Consider the following 15,154-nt stretch of genomic DNA (forward strand, 5'->3'; position numbering starts at 1 on the left):
GACCGTGGCCGGTGTTATGATCGAACCCTCCGGCCCCGACGCCACCTGCCTACAGGCTAGCAGGCCGACGCCGCGGGGTCGCCGGCACCACCTTCGACCACGGTATTCAGGGAGCGGAACTTGGCCGGACCGATCAGGGACTTCGCCTACGCCCTACTCCATGCGCTGCGTAACCTACTGCCCATCATCCTGGTGGTGGTAGCCTTCCAGGCACTGCTGTTCCGGGAATGGCCGGAGGGCGGCCTGGCCATGGCGGGGGGCCTGCTGGTGGTCGCACTGGGCGTGGCCCTGTTTCTCCAAGGCCTGGAGCTGAGCATCTTTCCGGTGGGCAAGCGTCTCGCCAACCAGTTCGCCCGGCGTGGCTCCATGCCGCTGCTGATGGCCTTCGGCTTCGCCATTGGCTTCTCGGCGGTGGTGGCCGAGCCGGCGCTGATCGCCGTGGCGGAACAGGCCCGCGAGATCAGCGGCGGGCGTATCGACGCCCTGACCCTGCGGCTGATCGTGGCCTGCTCGGTAGGTCTGGTCATGGCACTGGGAGTGTTCCGCGTGATCCTGGGCCACCCCATTCACTGGTACATGATCGGTGGCTATGTGCTGGTGGTCACGGTGACCTTCTTCGCCCCCGAGGAGATCGTCGGGCTGGCCTACGACTCCGGCGGCGTGACCACCAACATCGTCACCGTACCGTTGATCGCCGCCCTGGGTATCGGACTGGCCGCCTCCATCCGCGGTCGCAATCCGCTGATCGACGGCTTCGGCCTGGTGGCACTCGCCGTGATGGTGCCGATGATCAGCGTCCAGCTCTACGGCATCCTGGTCTATGCCGACCCGGGCAGCATGACCAGCGGCGCCGAGCTGGTCGCCCTCGGAGGCGAGGCGACGAAGCCCTCGGGGCCGATGGGCATGGTCCTGGAGCTGTTCGGGATGCTGCGCGACGTGTTGCCGATCCTCCTGGCGGTGCTGTTCTTCCAGTACGCCGTGCTGCGCCATCCGTTGGCCAAGCCGCTGAAGGTCGGGATCGGTTTCGCCCTGGTGATCGTGGGCCTCTACGCCTTCGTGATCGGACTCAAGCTCGGCCTCTTTCCCATCGGCCAGCGCATGGCCGAACAACTGATCGGCTACGACAGCTGGCTATGGGTCTACCTCTTCGCCTTCGCCATCGGCTTCGCCACCACCATGGCCGAACCGGCACTGATCGCCATCGGCCAGCAGGCCGAGGAAGCCGCCGCCGGCAAGATCCAGGGCAATGCCATCCGCCTGCTCGTCGCCCTGGGAGTCGCCATCGGCATCACCCTCGGCGTGCACCGCATCATCACCGGCGACTCCATCCACCACTACATCATCGGCGGCTACCTGCTGGTCATCATGCTCACCGCCCTGGCACCCCGCTATATCGTCGCCCTGGCCTTTGACCTGGGCGGTGTCACCACCTCGGAAGTCACCGTGCCGCTGGTGACCGCCCTGGGCATCGGCCTGGCCAGCCAGATCGAGGGCCGCAGCGTGCTGATCGACGGCTTCGGCCTCATCGCCTTCGCCTCGATCTTCCCTATCGTGACCGTAATGAGCTATGCCATTCTGATTGAGCGAGTGGCGCACTGGAGAGAGGCACAACCATGAAGTTTTCCCTGCTGGTGGCCATCGTGCCCGAAGAGATGGAACAGGAATGCATCGATGCCGCCACCGAGGCGGGCGCCGTGGGCATGACGCTGATGTCGGGCCGCGGCATCGGCGGCGAGCGCAAGAAGACCTTCTTCGGGCTCACCTTCGAGGGCAGCCAGAGCGTGATGCTGATGACCCTGGAGAAGAGCCTCTCGCTCAAGGTACTCAAGGCGATCCGTCACATTCTCAACCCCTCGGGCGAGGATTCCCGGGGACTGGTGATGACCCTGCCCGTGGAGCACCTGGGGGGAATCGACATGGCGCAGGTCAAGCGCTTCGAGGAGCGGCTCAGGCACGATGCCTGATTCTTCATTACGACGGAGAAAGCAGATGCTGGTCAAGGACATCATGATGCGCAACGTGGTGACGGTCTCCCCCTTCGCCACGCTGCGCGACGCCCTCGGACTGATGAAGCAGCACAACCTCAAGTGCCTGGTGGTGGAACAACAGGACCCCCACGACGCCTGGGGGCTGATCACCTACACCAATATCCTCAAGACCATCGTCGCCGAGAATGGCGACATCGACCTGATTAACGTCTACGACGTCTGTGCCAAGCCGGCCATTGGCGTCGGCGAATCCCTCGAGGTACGCCATGTGGCCCGGCTCATGACCGACAGCGTCGTCAAGCGGGTACTGGTGCTCGACGACAACCGCCTCGTCGGCCTCGTGACAATGGACGACATCGTGAGTACTGTACTCGACTTGATCGAGTAACCACCGGACCTCGCACATGGAAGACTTCTTCACCTGGGCCGGCAGGATGCTGGGCGACCTCATCCGCTTCGTCGTCGACCTGCTCACCGGCTTCTTCGCCGATATCGGCGACTCCGCCCGTAGCTTCCTCGACGGCCTGTCGACCTCGCTGGGCATCGCGCCGTCGCTGATCAGCCTGGTGGTGCTGATCGTCGGCCTGTGGATGCTGTGGAAAGGCTTCCGGGCGATCCTGCGCCGCGCCATCATCGTCGCCGCCATCTGGCTAGCGCTGGGGGTGATGGTGCTGAGCTGGCTCATTTATTGATTCCAGCCCAACGCAATGTGCCGCCCTGATGGCGGCACTTTTTTTCATCTCAGGAAAGGAGGAATTTCCGTTGCGAGCGAAGATAGGCTGGCCGCCGCCGGAGCGCAGCTGCCGGAGTGTAGCCCGCTACATGAGGACAGCGACGGTCCGACGCTTCGGCACCGCCGGCGGCCAGGATATCGAGCGCAGCAGGAAATTACCCTTTCTTAGGCCAGGGCCTTCTCCACCACCTCATAGACGTTGGGCGAGAGCTCCTCGGCGCGGATGCGCTCCAGCTCGGCCTTCATCAGCGCCTGGCGCTCCTCGTCGAAACGCGCCCAGCGGGTCAGCGGGGTGATGAGGCGCGCGGCGATCTCCGGGTTGAGGCGGTTGAGCTCGATCACCACGTCGGTCAGCAGGCGGTAGCCCTCGCCGTCCAGGCGGTGGAAGTTGACCCGGTTCTGGCCGGCGAAGGTACCGATCAGCGCGCGCACCTTGTTGGGGTTCTTCAGCGAGAAGGCCGGGTGGTGCATCAGGAACTTCAACCGGTCGAGCACGTCGGGCTGCGGGCGGGTCACCTGGATGGCGAACCACTGGTCCATCACCAGGGGATCGTGGGCCCAGGTCTCGCCGAAGGCCTTCAGCGCCGGCTCGCTGAGCTCGTCGCGGGAGCTGTGCACCAGCAGGGTCAGGGCGTGGCGCACGTCGCTCATGTTGTGGTCCGCGGCGAACTGCTCGCGGGCCAGCTCGATGCCGTCCTCGTCCTCGATGGCCATCAGGTAGGCCAGCGCCACGTTCTTCAGGCTGCGCCGCGCGATCTGCTCCGGCTCGGGGGCATAGGGGGCGTCGTCGGCGTTCTCGCGGTAGACCCGCAGGAAGTCGTCGCGCAGTGCCGTGGCCAGCCCCTGGCGCATGAACTCCCGGGCGGCGTGGATGGCGTCCACGTCCACCAGCGGCTGCTGCTCGGCGATGTAGGCCTCGCTGGGCAAGGTCAGCATCTCGGCGAGCACCGCGCGGTCGTCGACCTCGGCATTGAGCAGGCCACGGAAGGCCTCGGTCACCCGCGGGTCCATCACCTTCTCGACGCCGTTGCGGTGGGCGGCGATGAGATCGTCCAGCGCCAGCATCGCCAGGCGCTGGCCGGCGTCCCAGCGGTTGAAGCCGTCGGCGTCGTTGGCCAGCAGAAAGGCCAGGTCCTCGCGGCTGTAGGGGAAGCGCAGCTTCACCGGGGCCGAGAAGCCGCGCAGCAGCGAGGGCACCGGGGCCTCGCTGACGTCGGTGAACAGGAACTCCTGCTCGGCCTCGCGAAGGTGGATCACCGCATCGCTGCCCAGCGCCTCGCCGTCCAGGGTCAGCGGCAGGTCGTGACCGCTCTTGGTGCCCACCAGGCCCAAGTGGATGGGGACGTGCAGCGGCCGCTTGTCGTGCTGGTCCGGGGTCGCCGGGGTGCGCTGGCGCAGGATCAGCCGGTACTCGCAACGGGCGTAGTCATACTCACCGAAGGCATCGATCTCCGGGGTGCCGGCCTGGGAGTACCAGAGCATGAACTGGGCCAGGTCGAGGCCGGAGGCCTCCTCCATGCAGCCCACGAAGTCCTCGATGGTCACCGCCTGGCCATCGTGGCGCGCGAAGTAGAGATCGCTACCCTGGCGGAAGGCCTCCCAGCCCACCAGGTTGCGCAGCATGCGCACGATCTCGGCGCCCTTCTCGTAGATGGTCAGGGTGTAGAAGTTGCTGATCTCGATGTAGTGGTCGGGGCGCACGGGATGGGCGGTAGGCCCGGCGTCCTCGGCGAACTGGGCGGTGCGGAAGAAGGAGACGTCCTCGATGCGCTTGACCGGCGCCGAATTGGTGTCGGCGGAGAAGCACTGGTCGCGGAATACCGTAAAGCCCTCCTTCAGGGAGAGCTGGAACCAGTCGCGGCAGGTCACCCGATTGCCCGACCAGTTGTGGAAATACTCGTGGGCGACGATGCCTTCGACCCGCTGGAAGGCCGCATCGGTGGCGGTCTTGGGATGGGTCAGCACCGCCGCCGAGTTGAAGATGTTGAGCCCCTTGTTCTCCATGGCCCCCATGTTGAAGTCGTTGACCGCGACGATCATGAACAGGTCGAGGTCGTACTCGCGGCCATAAGTCTCCTCGTCCCAGCGCATGGCGCGCTTCAGCGAGGCCATGGCGTGGTCGGTCTTGCCGAGGTTCTCCTCCTCGACCCAGATCTGCAGGGTCACCTCACGACCGCTCCGGGTCGTGAAGGAATCCTCGACCCTCTCGAGGTCGCCGGCCACCAGGGCGAAGAGGTAGCAGGGCTTGGGATGCGGGTCCTCCCAGGTGACGAAGTGGCGCCCGCCGGGCAACTCGCCGCGCTCCACCGGGTTGCCGTTGGAGAGCAGCACCGGCTCGCGCCGGGCGTCACCGATCACCGTGGTGGAGAAGGTCGCCATGACGTCGGGGCGATCCGGGTAGAAGGTGATGCGCCGGAAGCCCTCGGCCTCGCACTGGGTGCAGTACATGCCGTTGGACTGGTAGAGCCCCTCCAGGGCGGTGTTGGCCTCGGGTGCGATCGCCACCTCGGTGTCGAGCCGGAAGGTCCCGGGAACCCGATGCACGGTCAGCCCCGTGTCGGTGAGCGCATACTCCCCCTCGTCCAGCGGCTGGCCGTCGATGGCGATGGCCTCGAGTGCGAGACGCTCGCCGTCGAGCTCGAGCGGGGTGTCGGCAGCGCGCTCGGGGTGACGCTCCAGGTGCAGGCGCGCCTTGACACGGGTGGCGGCGGGATCGAGATCGAACGTCAGCTCGGTATGGGTGACCCGGTAGGCGGGGGGATGATAGTCGCTCAGGCGGGTCGGCTGGGGTTCGGACATTCGGGATGACTCCTGTCGAGAATTGCCGACCATTGTACGGCCCCCTCGCCCCCGAGCTCAAAGCGCTGTCCCGCGGCCGCAGGGCTATTTTTCTACCTCCCGAGCGCCGGCTCGGGGCGGGTGAGGATCCAGGCGCCCAGCAGGGCGAGGCCGACGATCAACGCCAGCTTGAGCCACAGGACGGCCACGGTCAGGGAGAGCACCAGGATCGACACGCCGAGCATCCCGGCGGCGAGCCACTTGGCATGGCGGGGGATGGCGCGCTCGCCCTCCCAGGCCACCACGGCGGGGCCGAAGCGAGGGTGTTCGCGGATCCACAGGGCGAAGCGCGGGGAACCACGGGAGGCCGCCCAGACCGCCAGCAGCATGAAGCAGGTGGTGGGCATCAGCGGCAGGAACACGCCGATCAGCCCCAGGGTGAAGCTGATCCAGGCGATGGCGATATACAAGAAACGCCTGAGGGGTGACATCCGTCGCTCCGACTGTTCCATTAGCCTCCATTGAAGCCCAGGCAGGCGGGAATCGCCAATCGCGATACCCTATGGCGGGAAGACAACCCGGCTATGGAAAGACGCCGACCCCACCCGCGTGGGGCCGACGCCTCCGTAGGGTCCCCATGGCTCAGCCCTGGATGGGGATCTCGCGGCGGGTCGCCGGCGCCTCGCCGCTGCGCGGCACCCTGACGCTCAGCACGCCCCTGGCGAAGCTTGCCTGGATGTCGTCGACCCTGGCATCCGCCGGCAGGTCGAGGATCCGACGGAAGCTGCCGTAGGAGCGCTCCACGCGGCGGTACTGCCCTTCCTCGCTGCGACTCTCCTGGCGCTTCTCGCCCTCGATCACCAGGCGATGGTCGTCCAGCGACAGCCTGATGTCCTTCTCGTCGACGCCGGGCACCTCGACGCTGATCTCGTAGTGCTCCGGCCGCTCGTTGATGTCGAGCCGTGGCCGCAGCAGGGTCGGCATGTCACCGAACCGGGACTCGAACGACGGCAGGCCGAACTGGCGCAGCATGCCGTCCATCCAGCGGTCCAGCTCCTGGTGCATGCCGGCCAGCGGCGTGAGTTCACCGCGCGGGGCCGGCGTCTCGGGCTGGGCCGGGGCCTCATGACTCTCGCTCTTGAACCAGTTCCAGGGAGAGAACTTCTGCAGCTTCATACGCCACACCTCCTCTTCTCGAAACGTGACGCACAATGGGAACGACTTCATTGGCATCACTAGAATTGGTGGCGCGGCTACGCTTTTCAAGACGCGTCGGCGGCAACGTTGACCCGGGTCAAAGTCACGACGCAGCCGCCACGGCCGGCCCCGCCTCCAGCGCCTTGACCATCTGCCAGGCGGCGCAGCCGTCCTCGTAGTACTCCTCCAGCCAGCGCTCGAGGCGAAACCCCATGCGGCGGTAGAGCCCCAGGGCCACGCGGTTGTCGGCGCGCACCTCCAGCCCCAGGCGTGCGGCCCCACGGGTGCGGGCCGAGCCTTCCAGCGACTCCAGCAGCTGCCGGCCGAGCCCCGTACCGCGCGCCTCGGGATGCACGCAGAAGGAGTAGAGGCGGGCGCGGGCGCTGCCATGACGGAACAGGAGGGTGCCGTAGCCCAGCAGGCGCCCGGGGGCGTCGGCCTCGGGCTCGCGCTCGAGGACCCAGGTCTCGGCGTGGGCGCGGTTGAGCAGGTGCCACAACTGGCGGCGGTTGAAGCGGTCGCCCGTGAAGGCGCTCTGCTCCAGGCGATGAAGGGCGTCCAGGTCATGGCCGGAGGCCTGGCGCAGTCGGATGGTCATCTCGTTCTCCCCAAGGGTTGCCCCGATTCTGGTCATGACCGGCGCCCCTGTCAGCGGCCCAGCACATGAAATCTTTTCACCTGCCGGCCGACTTGCCGGTCGCCCGACTCACGGGCATGCTGGCGCTGTCCGGCCAACCTGGCCGCCCCGCCCCGGAAACCGCTCCATGTGCCCCTTGCGTATCGTCGTCGACCGCCTCGACGACTGGCAGCCCTACTACCCCTCCGAGGACCTGATCGGTGCCGACGACTTCCTGGCCCAGGACCGTCGCCACCGCACCGGCGATGACCCGGATCGCACCAGCCACGTGATCAACCTGTGCGGCGAGCTCGACTACCTGGGCACCGGCTACTATGTGTCGTTGCTGGCCCAGGCCCGCGGCCAACGGGTACTGCCCACGGTGGAGACCTTGAACGAGCTGTCGCGCAAGGCGCTGGTCGACCTGCAACTGGACACCCTGGCGCCGCTGCTCGACGAGCTGGCCCGCCAGGGTTCCCTGGTCGGCGGTACCCTGACGCTGCGCGTGCTGTTCGGCGAATGCCGGGAGCCGGCCCTGGCCAGGCTGGCGCGCAAGCTGTTCGAGCGACTGCCCTGCCCGCTGCTGGAGGCGCGCCTGGTGCGTCGCCACGACCTCTGGCGCCTGGCGCGCCTGCGGCCCATCCGGTTGCGCGACCTGGCGCCCGACGAGCAGGATCTCTTCGCCAGCGCCCTGAACCGCCATTCGCGCCAGGTGTGGCGCACCCCCAAGGCGCGCCGGCGTTACCGTTTCGACCTGGCGATCCTGGTCGACCCGCAGGAGGCACTGCCGCCCAGCAACCGCGGTGCGCTCAAGGCCTTCATCCGCGCCGGACGCCGGCTCGGCATCGACGTCTCGCTGATCACCCGGCGCGACGCCGGGCGCCTGGCCGAGTTCGACAGCCTGTTCATCCGCGAGACCACCGCACTGGACCACCACACCTACCGCATGGCGCGACGCGCCGAGCACGAGGGGCTGGTGGTGATCGACGCGCCCCGCGACATCCTGCGCTGCACCAACAAGGTCTACCTGCACGCCCTGCTGCGCGCCCGGGGCGTGCCGGCGCCGGACGGCATGCTGCTCCAGCGCGGCGACCGCCGACCGCTGGCCGAGCGCGTCGCCGCCCTGGGCTTCCCGCTGGTACTCAAGGTGCCGGACGGCGCCTTCTCCCGCGGCGTGGTCAAGGTCACCGACCTCGCCCACCTGGAGCGCGAGAGCGCCCGGCTGTTCCAGGCCTCGGCGCTGCTGCTGGTCCAGGAGTGGCTGCCCACCGAGTACGACTGGCGCATCGGCGTGCTGGACGGCCAGGTGATCTTCGCCAGCCGCTACTACATGGCCCGCGGCCACTGGCAGATCTACGATCACTCCGGCACCCGGGTGAAGAGCGGCGGCTTCACCACCCATGATCCCGGCGAGGTGCCGCCGGCGGTTCTCAAGGCGGCGCTCCGCGCCTGCCGATTGATCGGCGATGGCCTCTATGGCGTCGACCTCAAGCAGGCCGGCGAGCGGGTGGTGGTGATCGAGGTGAACGACAACCCCAACGTGGATGCCGGCGTCGAGGACACGGTCCAGGGGCGCGGTCTCTATGAGCGCATCATGGGCGTCTTCCTGGCGCGCATGGAGGCGAGGGTCCAGCGCGGCTGAACCGCGCTCGCCACGGGGGTCGTGACCCCGACCTCCGCCGCCGCGAGCCCTTCCGTTGCCGACAGGCAACACCCAACCCATTGATTTCCCATGATTTCATCGAAGCCGCGCTCGTGCTGTCACCCCACGGCGACGGTTCGAGTGTGCGTGCCCGGCAACGCCGTCGCACAGGACTCGCCAACCCACTGATATTCTTACAAATAAACGAACTGGCTCGATTATTGCCAGTGATTCTGGTCGCATGCCCCGTACACTCGGCTCCCTCCTGCCCACCCGCACTGGCAACGGGCATGGGAGGGCAGCCCCAAGCAAGGAGCGATGACGACCATGAGGATCACCATTTTCGGTTCCGGCTACGTGGGACTCGTGACCGGGGCCTGCCTGGCCGATGTGGGTCACGACGTCATCTGCGTCGACGTGGATGAGACCAAGGTGGCCCGGCTACAGGCCGGCGAGGTACCCATCTACGAGCCCGGCCTGGAAGCGCTGATCCGCCAGAACCAGGCCGCGGGTCGCCTGCGCTTCACCACCGATGCCGCCACCGGCGTGGCCTTCGGGCTGTTGCAGTTCATCGCCGTGGGCACCCCGTCCGACGAAGACGGCAGTGCCGATCTCGGCCACGTGCTGAAGGTGGCGGAAACCATCGGCCGTCACATGGACCAGTACCGCATCGTCGTCGACAAGTCGACGGTGCCGGTGGGCACCGCCGGCAAGGTGGAACGGGTCATCGCCGCGGAACTCGACCGCCGCGGCGTCGAGCTACCCTTCGACGTCTGCTCCAATCCCGAATTCCTCAAGGAAGGTGCCGCGATCGAGGACTTCTCGCGCGGCTCGCGCATCGTGGTGGGCACCGACGCCGAGCGCGTCAGGAGCGCCATGCGCGAGTGCTACGGCCCCTACAACCGCCACAAGGACAAGCTGATGTTCATGGGGGTGCGCAGCGCCGAGCTCACCAAGTATGCCGCCAATGCCATGCTCGCCACCAAGATCAGCTTCATCAACGAGGTCGCCAACCTGGCCGAGCGTCTGGGCGCCGACATCGAGGAGGTGCGCCACGGCATCGGCAGCGACCCGCGGATCGGCTACCACTTCATCTATCCCGGCTGCGGCTATGGCGGCTCCTGCTTCCCCAAGGACGTCAAGGCACTGGCCCACACCGCCGAGGCGGCCGGCTATCCCGCCGAGATGATCAGTGCCGTGGAGCGCGTCAACGACCGCCAGAAGGACCGCCTGTTCGACAAGCTCTGCGCGGCCTTCGACGGCCGGCTCGCCGGCAAGACCATCGCGCTGTGGGGGCTGGCCTTCAAGCCCAATACCGACGACATGCGCGAGGCGCCCAGCCGCACCCTGATGGAGGCACTGTGGCGGGCCGGGGCCCGGGTCCAGGCCTTCGACCCCGAGGCCACCGGGGAGTGCCGGCGGCTCTACGGCGAGCGTGACGACCTGGTGCTCGCCACCCGGCGTGACGAGGCCCTGGAGGGCGCCCACGCGCTGGTGATCTGCACCGAATGGAAGTCCTTCCGCACCGTCGACTTCGAGCGCCTGCGCGAGACCCTGCTCGAGCCGGTGGTCATCGACGGCCGCAACCTCTTCCCGCCCGAGCGCGTCAGGGCCGCGGGGCTCGCCTACTACGCCATCGGCCGGGGCGACTCGGTACGCCCCGTCCTGGCCTGAGGCGACGAGATGTCGATGCCCCCTGTCGATCGCTCCGTGGCCAGCCGGGTGACCGAGCTCACCACCCTGGCCCTGACCCTGGCCGCGCTGGTGGTGGTCGTCGCCGAGCTGCCGTCGGAGGTCTTCAGTCCCGAGTCGAAGAGTTTCTTCTTCGCCATCGGGGCCGTGGGTGCCTGGCGCTATTCCTGGTGGCTGATCCAGGCCATCCGCTCGGTGTGGTACAACCGGCGCCTCTTCCCGCGCCTGCGCGCCGAGGCCGACGCCGTCGCCGCGGTCTCGCGGCCACCGGAGCTCTACGTGCTCTGCACCTCCTACCGCATCGAGGGCGAGGTGAACTTCCGGGTCTACGATGCCCTGGTCCGCGAGCTCGTCGACTTCGGCGTGCCCACCACCCTGTTCGCCTCGATCTCGGACCGCACCGACGTCGACGTCATCACCCATGTGCTGGATGACCACGGCTGGCCCGACAACGTCGAGGTCCGCTACATGTTCCAGAAGGGTGACGGCAAGCGCTCGGCCATGGCCGAGGTGCTCCGGGCAATCTCGCGGCGCCTGCCGCCCCCCGGGGCCCTGCTGGTCTCCATGGATGGCGACATCCGCCTCGAGCCGGGCACCCTGTCGCGTTCGCTGTCATTCTTCCAGACCGATCCGGCGTTGGGCGCCCTGACCACCAACAACAGCGCCATCGTCACCGGCTGCGACGCCACCCGGGAGTGGTACGACCTGCGCTACGCCCAGCGCCACCTGGTGATGAGTTCGCTGTCGGTGTCGTCGCGGCTGCTGGTGCTCACCGGCCGCTACAGCGCCTTCCGGGCCGACCTGGCGGTACAGCCGGGGTTCATCGACCTGGTCGAGAACGACCAGGTCGAGCACTGGCGTTTCGGCCGCTTCAAGTTCCTCTCCGGTGACGACAAGTCGACCTGGTTCTGGCTGCTCAAGAACGGCTGGAGAATGCGCTACATCCCCGACGTCTATGTCTCGGGCTTCGAGGAACTCCCCGACCGCAAGCGCTTCTTCGCCTCCACCACCGACCTGATGCGCCGCTGGTACGGCAACATGCTGCGCACCAGCGGACGCGCCATCGCCCTGGGGCCGCGGCCCATGGGGCTGTTCGCCTGGTGGAGCCTGGTCGACCAGCGGCTGTCGATGTGGACCACCCTGATCGGGCCGACGGTGGCGGTGCTGGTGACGCTGTTCGTGCGCCCCTCCTTCCTGTTCGCCTATCTGCTGTGGATCCTCTTCACCCGCGGCATCGCCAGCCTGATCCTGGCCTGGCAACGCGGCCGTTTCAGCCTGCTGTGGATCCCGCTGATCTACTACAACCAGGTCTGGGGGGCGCTGCTCAAGACCTACGTGAGCTTCCGCTTCAATCGCCAGAAGTGGTCGCGCCAGGGGATCTCCGCCGGCGAGCCGGACGACCCGGCGGCCGTGCGCCGGCAGCGCCGCATGGGGCACCTGCTGCATGGCGTCGCCTACGGTGCCCTGCTCTGCGTGCTGATCCTCGCCACTGGGGTGCTGCAGCCCCCCGACCGGATGTCGCTGGCCATCACCAGGCAGCAGGGCAACGGCCTCCTGGAAGCCTCCGAGAGTGCCGATCGCTGGCTCTCCCAGCAGCTCGTCGGCCTGCCGGAGCAGGGCACGCTCTACCTGCCCGAGGGCAGGTTGCGGGTGAGCGGGGCACTGCTCGACCGCCTGGACGGCGAACGGATACGGGCCACACGCATCGCCGGCACGGCCACCAGTACCCTCACCCTCACGCCCGACATCGCCCGGCGCATCACGGGTCCCGACGGCGAGCCCCTGTCGGGCGACACGCACTGCAGCGTCGACGCCGGGTGCCGGCTGAGCCTGGATGGGCGGCGACTGCCCCTCGTCAACGTACGCCTCGGGGTCGAGCCGACGCGCCTGCCGCGCACCGCATCGGCCGGCGGCCCCGAGCAAGGAGACTCAACGGATGGATGATTACTTTTCCGATCCGCGTGTATCGGATCGCCATGAACCGACCCTCGCCGGCCTCCCCGGCGGCTCCGCCGAGCGCGAACGCCAGGCCCGCGGGGACCGGATCACCCATGAGCGGCGCGACGAGCGCCGCCATATCCGCGTCTCGCCCCCCTTCCGGGTCACCCTGGCCGACGGCACCGCCCTGCCCGGCGTGGACGTGTCGCTGGGTGGCTTCGCGGTGCGCAGCGAACGCCACCTCTCGCCCGGCGAATCGATCGAGGGCTCGCTGCGCCTGGTGGCCGGCACCACCGAACTGATCATCCCGCTGCGCGCCGAATGCCGCCACTGCTCCCCGGCGGGGGACGGCAACGCCTTCACGGTGGGCTTCGAGATCATCGACATGGAGCCTCCCCATCGCGAGTTGCTGCGCCAGGTCATCCGCAGCTACCTGAGCGGGCGCACCGCCAGCGTCGAGGCACTGATCGCCGGGGAGGATCCCCAGACACCGCGCAAGCGCCAGGCGGGCGTGACCCAGCCGCTGCCCGCCTCGCGCCCGCCGCGCCCCATGCGCCGCTACGTGCTGCTGTTCGCCGCCCTGGCGGTGCTGGCGCTGGTGGTGGCGGCCACCGCCTACCGCAACTTCATGCTGATCGAACCCAGCTTCGCCGCGGTGACCGCGCCGCGCATCGACATTCGCGCCCCCGGTCCCGGCATCCTGGCGGCCCACGACCTCCAGGCCGGCGACCGGGTCGCACGCGACCAGCTGCTCACGCGGGTCGAGAACAGCGACCTGGAGTCGGACCTGATCCTGGCCGAGGCGGCCCAGCGCTTCAACGACCGGCTGATCCAGAACCTCCAGGAACACCTGGACGGCGGTAGCCAGGAGGTCAGCCTGGCCAACTCCGCGCAGCCGGAGAGCGGCGACACCCTGACCTTCGAGTCGGTCTCGCCCGAGATCGCCCAGGCGCGCATCGAGCAGTTCGAGACCGCCCGCGACTACGAGAGCTCGCGGATCACCGCCCTGGAGGCGCGACAGGCCAGCAACGACATCTACAGCCCCTGCGACTGCCTGGTGGCCTGGGCGATGAGCAGCGCCGACGGCACCTACATCAACGAGAGCGAACGGATCATGACCCTGGTCCGCGCCGGCCAGGACGACGTCCTGGTCGAGGCCCTGGTGCACATGGACGACATCGCCCGCATCGAGCCCAACCAGCAGGCCTACATCGCCCTGCCCAACAGCGCCGAACCGATTCGCGCCCGGGTGCGCAACGTCGCCCTGGACGTCGAGCGCCAGCCGCGCGCCGGCTTCCCCAAGTGGGTGCGCCAGCAGCAGAACGTGGCCAGCGTGCTGCTGGTACCGGAGCGCGACCTGCCCCCGCAGAGCGTCGGCCAGCCGGTGGACGTGCGCTTCAGCGAGGCGCCCCTGCTCGGCGCCACCGCCGAGTGGGTCTGGCAGGGCGTCCGCGCGGTCATCCAGTTCGGCGATCGCATCTATCGCGCCGCCATGGAGGAAGACCCGGATGCCGGCTGAGGCCGCATCCCCCTCGCCCCGTGACACCGCGGGTGTCATGGGTGACCCCGTTTCAGGAGGAATCATGCCGATCAACCCCACTCCCCGTCAGGGATCGACGTCGCTCTCCCCCCTCGCCACCGGCATCGCTCGGGCAGCGCTGCTGCTGGGCGTGGTGCCCGGGCTCCTGCACGCCGAGGAGTTCGACCCCGACAGCCTGGGCATTCCCGACGAGGCGGCCTGCTCGACCCGCTATGCCCAGGTCGCCGCACCGGCACCGGCCAGGGAGGCGGATGCCCACACCGCGATCCGCGAGGGCTTCGCCACCCACCGCCACTGGGGCACCGAAGAGAACGTTGCGCTGCTCGACGCCGACGCTACCGGCCTCGGCGAGCCGGGCCTACGGGTACGCTATCCGGCCGGCAGCTCCAATCCCTCCGACGAGCCCCGCGGCGGTGCCGGCTTCTACGCCGCCCCCCCGGCCCTGGAGGGGGCCGAGCGGGCCTGCCTCAGCTACCGGCTCCGCTTCGAATCGGGCTTCGACTTCGTCAAGGGCGGCAAGCTGCCCGGCCTCTACGGCGGCGACGCCCCCAGCGGCGGCGAGGAAGTCGACGGCGAGAACGGCTTCTCCATGCGCCTGATGTGGCGCGAGCAGGGCCAGGGGGAGCTCTATCCCTACGTGGTCGGGCTGGAGGGCACCTCGGTGGGCCGCGGCGCCTGGACCTTCCCCACCGGGCAGTGGGTCAGCGTCGAGCAGGAGCTGGTGCTCAACGACGCCGGCGAGGCCAACGGCGTGGCGCGGCTGTGGATCGACGGGCGCCCGGTCCTCGAGCAGCGCGAGATCGTCTATCGCACGACGCCCGAGGTGACCATCGACGGCCTGATGTTCTCGACCTTCTTCGGCGGCAGCGGCGAGGGCTGGCGCACGCCCCGCGACCAGCACGCCGACTTCGCCGACTTCCGCTTCTACGCCCCGACATCATGACCATGCCCCGTCCCGAGTCCCCCAGGGGGGCCCGGCTCCCCCGCCGTCGCGGCCGGCCGGCCAGGCGACTGGCCGCGACGCTGCTGG

General features: G+C 68.5%; 13 protein-coding genes. 9 read left to right on the forward strand and 4 right to left on the reverse strand.

From position 1 onward, the window contains the following. Positions 1-120 precede the first annotated feature (120 nt). From QWY80_RS19390 to QWY80_RS01840, 4 genes are read left to right on the forward strand one after another with little or no spacing between them, the layout of a single operon-like run. Positions 121-1,617, forward strand: coding sequence for a DUF1538 domain-containing protein (locus QWY80_RS19390; RefSeq protein ID WP_353960433.1), 1,497 nt, complete (start codon positions 121-123; stop codon positions 1,615-1,617). Next, on the forward strand, positions 1,614-1,964 hold the full coding sequence (locus QWY80_RS01830) for a P-II family nitrogen regulator (protein WP_290228965.1): 351 nt from the start codon (positions 1,614-1,616) through the stop codon (positions 1,962-1,964). Before QWY80_RS19390 ends, QWY80_RS01830 begins: the two co-directional genes overlap by 4 nt. Positions 1,965-1,989: 25 nt before the next feature. Continuing rightward, positions 1,990-2,376, forward strand: coding sequence for a CBS domain-containing protein (locus QWY80_RS01835; protein WP_290228966.1), 387 nt, complete (start codon positions 1,990-1,992; stop codon positions 2,374-2,376). 16 nt (positions 2,377-2,392) lie between these two features. Next, a complete protein-coding gene (locus QWY80_RS01840) occupies positions 2,393-2,680 on the forward strand; it encodes a hypothetical protein (RefSeq protein ID WP_290228967.1) in 288 nt (95 codons plus the stop codon). Positions 2,681-2,886: 206 nt separating this feature from the next. Here the strand turns inward: QWY80_RS01840 and pepN are convergent, their stop codons facing one another. From pepN to QWY80_RS01860, 4 genes are all read right to left on the reverse strand, one after another. After that, a complete protein-coding gene (gene pepN, locus QWY80_RS01845; RefSeq protein WP_290228968.1) occupies positions 2,887-5,520 on the reverse strand; it encodes an aminopeptidase N in 2,634 nt (877 codons plus the stop codon). 92 nt (positions 5,521-5,612) lie between these two features. Beyond that, positions 5,613-5,990: a YbaN family protein gene (locus QWY80_RS01850; RefSeq protein ID WP_290228969.1), complete on the reverse strand. Its 378-nt coding sequence runs from the start codon at positions 5,988-5,990 to the stop codon at positions 5,613-5,615. Between the two features lie 151 nt (positions 5,991-6,141). Beyond that, on the reverse strand, positions 6,142-6,675 hold the full coding sequence (locus QWY80_RS01855) for an Hsp20/alpha crystallin family protein (protein WP_290228970.1): 534 nt from the start codon (positions 6,673-6,675) through the stop codon (positions 6,142-6,144). Between the two features lie 124 nt (positions 6,676-6,799). Beyond that, entirely contained in the window at positions 6,800-7,294 is a 495-nt protein-coding gene (locus QWY80_RS01860) for a GNAT family N-acetyltransferase (protein WP_290228971.1), read from the reverse strand. A 166-nt stretch (positions 7,295-7,460) separates the two neighbouring features. Between QWY80_RS01860 and QWY80_RS01865 the strand changes: the two genes are divergently transcribed. The 5 genes from QWY80_RS01865 (at position 7,461) to QWY80_RS01885 (ending at position 15,067) form a co-directional block, all read left to right on the forward strand. Beyond that, positions 7,461-8,954, forward strand: a complete 1,494-nt coding sequence (locus QWY80_RS01865) for a RimK family ATP-grasp domain-containing protein (protein ID WP_290228972.1) — start codon at positions 7,461-7,463, stop codon at positions 8,952-8,954. Positions 8,955-9,281: 327 nt separating this feature from the next. Then, a complete protein-coding gene (locus tag QWY80_RS01870; protein WP_290228973.1) occupies positions 9,282-10,628 on the forward strand; it encodes a UDP-glucose dehydrogenase family protein in 1,347 nt (448 codons plus the stop codon). A 15-nt stretch (positions 10,629-10,643) separates the two neighbouring features. Then, positions 10,644-12,590: a glycosyltransferase gene (locus QWY80_RS01875; protein WP_290228974.1), complete on the forward strand. Its 1,947-nt coding sequence runs from the start codon at positions 10,644-10,646 to the stop codon at positions 12,588-12,590. Beyond that, entirely contained in the window at positions 12,583-14,103 is a 1,521-nt protein-coding gene (locus QWY80_RS01880; RefSeq protein WP_290228975.1) for a PilZ domain-containing protein, read from the forward strand. The genes QWY80_RS01875 and QWY80_RS01880 overlap by 8 nt, the downstream gene beginning before the upstream one ends. Positions 14,104-14,167: 64 nt before the next feature. Next, positions 14,168-15,067, forward strand: a complete 900-nt coding sequence (locus tag QWY80_RS01885; protein WP_290228976.1) for a polysaccharide lyase — start codon at positions 14,168-14,170, stop codon at positions 15,065-15,067. Positions 15,068-15,154 lie beyond the last annotated feature (87 nt).

The organism is Halomonas ramblicola, from assembly GCF_030409215.1.
Classification (GTDB): Bacteria; Pseudomonadota; Gammaproteobacteria; order Pseudomonadales; family Halomonadaceae; genus Halomonas; species Halomonas ramblicola.

What these genes read in the sequence shown, in the direction of transcription:
- QWY80_RS01830 (WP_290228965.1), top strand. Translation starts at nt 1,614, where the DNA reads ATGAAGTTTTCCCTGCTGGTGGCCATCGTGCCCGAAGAGATGGAACAG.
- QWY80_RS01835 (WP_290228966.1), top strand. Translation starts at nt 1,990, where the DNA reads ATGCTGGTCAAGGACATCATGATGCGCAACGTGGTGACGGTCTCCCCC.
- QWY80_RS01840 (WP_290228967.1), top strand. Translation starts at nt 2,393, where the DNA reads ATGGAAGACTTCTTCACCTGGGCCGGCAGGATGCTGGGCGACCTCATC.
- pepN (WP_290228968.1), bottom strand. Translation starts at nt 5,520, where the DNA reads ATGTCCGAACCCCAGCCGACCCGCCTGAGCGACTATCATCCCCCCGCC.
- QWY80_RS01850 (WP_290228969.1), bottom strand. Translation starts at nt 5,990, where the DNA reads ATGTCACCCCTCAGGCGTTTCTTGTATATCGCCATCGCCTGGATCAGC.
- QWY80_RS01855 (WP_290228970.1), bottom strand. Translation starts at nt 6,675, where the DNA reads ATGAAGCTGCAGAAGTTCTCTCCCTGGAACTGGTTCAAGAGCGAGAGT.
- QWY80_RS01860 (WP_290228971.1), bottom strand. Translation starts at nt 7,294, where the DNA reads ATGACCATCCGACTGCGCCAGGCCTCCGGCCATGACCTGGACGCCCTT.
- QWY80_RS01865 (WP_290228972.1), top strand. Translation starts at nt 7,461, where the DNA reads ATGTGCCCCTTGCGTATCGTCGTCGACCGCCTCGACGACTGGCAGCCC.
- QWY80_RS01870 (WP_290228973.1), top strand. Translation starts at nt 9,282, where the DNA reads ATGAGGATCACCATTTTCGGTTCCGGCTACGTGGGACTCGTGACCGGG.
- QWY80_RS01875 (WP_290228974.1), top strand. Translation starts at nt 10,644, where the DNA reads ATGCCCCCTGTCGATCGCTCCGTGGCCAGCCGGGTGACCGAGCTCACC.
- QWY80_RS01880 (WP_290228975.1), top strand. Translation starts at nt 12,583, where the DNA reads ATGGATGATTACTTTTCCGATCCGCGTGTATCGGATCGCCATGAACCG.
- QWY80_RS01885 (WP_290228976.1), top strand. Translation starts at nt 14,168, where the DNA reads ATGCCGATCAACCCCACTCCCCGTCAGGGATCGACGTCGCTCTCCCCC.